The organism is Rhodomicrobium udaipurense JA643 (assembly GCF_000636015.1).
Taxonomy (GTDB): domain Bacteria; phylum Pseudomonadota; class Alphaproteobacteria; order Rhizobiales; family Rhodomicrobiaceae; genus Rhodomicrobium; species Rhodomicrobium udaipurense.
Genome location: NZ_JFZJ01000229.1, coordinates 1 through 1,745 on the forward strand (window position 1 = coordinate 1; position 1,745 = coordinate 1,745).

The 1,745-nt window shown below is 64.0% G+C and carries 2 protein-coding genes and 1 pseudogene; 1 reads left to right on the forward strand and 2 read right to left on the reverse strand.

The window, feature by feature from the left end; genetic code table 11:
- Nucleotides 1–228: fumarylacetoacetate hydrolase family protein (locus T281_RS17055; protein ID WP_037242484.1), on the forward strand; the 228-nt coding region annotated here is incomplete at its 5' end.
- A 328-nt stretch (nucleotides 229–556) separates the two neighbouring features.
- On the opposite strand, the gene T281_RS17060 is transcribed toward T281_RS17055, so the two are convergent.
- Nucleotides 557–1,318 (reverse strand): carotenoid 1,2-hydratase, encoded by a 762-nt coding sequence (locus tag T281_RS17060; RefSeq protein ID WP_155955332.1) that lies wholly within the window; start codon nucleotides 1,316–1,318, stop codon nucleotides 557–559.
- A 131-nt stretch (nucleotides 1,319–1,449) separates the two neighbouring features.
- Nucleotides 1,450–1,745 (reverse strand): annotated as a pseudogene (locus T281_RS19695) (1-hydroxycarotenoid 3,4-desaturase CrtD); the annotation flags it as partial.

Below are 1,745 nucleotides of genomic sequence, written 5' to 3' on the forward strand. Positions count from 1 at the left end.
GTCGTGAAGCAGGACGGCAACACGCGCGACATGTACTTCAACATCCCGCGCATCATCGCGGAGCTTTCGCGCGGCATGACGCTTCAGCCGGGCGACGTCATCTCCACCGGCACGCCATCGGGCGTCGGCATGGGCCGCACGCCGCCTGAGTGGCTGAAGCCCGGAGACGTGCTGGAAACTGAGATCGAGGGGATCGGCACGATGCGCAACGTCATTCACGAGGCGTGAGGCGAGGAGTGCGTTTCGCGAGGGATGGCGAAGCAACGGCGGCGGGACCGAAAACGAAACGGAGCGCGATTTCTCGCGCCCCGCCTTTCGACCGAAATCGTAAGTGAGCTTACTTGCCCTTCTTCGCCTTCGGAGCGGCCTTCGCCGGAGCGGCGGCGGCCTTGGCTGTAGCCGGCTTGGCGGCGGGTTTCGGAGCTGCTGGTTTCTTCGCCATCGTCTTATTGCCCCTTAGCAATATGTTACGGACATCGAATCGTGAGCCAGATTCGTATCGTACAAACAAATAACGGCCGATTGTTTCCACAGTTATTCAGTCTGGGACGTCTTTTTATTCGATTTGATCGCGGCTCATTCCGAAAACGCCACGCGAACTGCCCTGAAGCGTCACGCGGGGCATGCGCCAGCCCAGCAGCGATTGCACCCAGCGCTTGCGGAACCGGTCGAGAGAAACGCTCTCATGCATCGCATGCACCGGCTCGCCGAGAAGATGCGTGGCGATCATGGAGCGCGAATAAAACGGCGTGTCTTCGAGCGTCTGCTCCACATTCGCGGTGTGGCCTGCGTCAACCCTCGTTTCGCGCGGCATCTTCCAGTAGCGCGTCAGCGGAAGATCGCAGCGCTCGCGAAGCTCCACCGGGCTGACGCTGCCATCCGCCGCGATCTGGATGCCCATGTTGAATTTCGAGCCGTTCTGCCGCGTCCCCTCGTACAGCATCACGGCGCTGTCCGACAGGCAGGCCCGCGACCAGTTCCAGTAGGAGAAGCCGTCTTCCAGCGGCTCGTCGCCGCGATTGGTGTCGAAATAGCCGGTGCCGGTCCACGATATGGCGGGCGCATCGAACCGCGCTTCCACGCGAGCGCGGGGCGCGATCGGTGCCCAGAGATGGCGGCCATCCGTGCCGAAATCGGTGGCGAAGTCGCTGCGGATTTCGGGTTCGAGCGTGACCACGCCGCGAACTGGCAGGCCCGTGACCGGCGCTTTCTCGTCGATGCGCACGATAAGGCGCGTTCCGTCCCATGACAGGCTGGATGGCCCGATGGCGAGTTGTTCAGGCGTCGCGCCCAGCGCATGGCGGCACCGCTCGGTCATCGCCCAGCGTGCCGCGCCGCGCCCGTAAACCGCGACATTGATGGAGCAGTGCTGCGCTGGATCGACGATCGCGCGGCGGCGCTCCTTCGCGTAATACGGCGAGAAGACGCTGCCGATGAAGGCGATGATGGTCAGTCCGTAGCGATGGTCTGCGCTGAACGCATCGACATACCACCAGGCGTAGCCATTCGGCTCAACAGTCTCGGCAAACCGAGGTCCGCAAGAAGCGCCTCCGATGCGAGAGCGCCAGAAAGCGCCGCCATCGGAATGCCCGGCCCCGGATGAACGCTCCCCCCCGCGAAATAGAGGCCCGGCATGGTCGAGCGCGTCCCCTGTCTCTGGAACGACGCCATCCAGCCGTGCGAGGCCCGGCCGTAGATCGCGCCTCCCGTTCCCGGCAGAAGCGTCTCGAAATCCTGCGGCGCGG

Bases quoted from the DNA above. Each gene is read 5' to 3' on its own strand.
- T281_RS17060 (WP_155955332.1), bottom strand. From the start codon at position 1,318: ATGACCGAGCGGTGCCGCCATGCGCTGGGCGCGACGCCTGAACAACTC.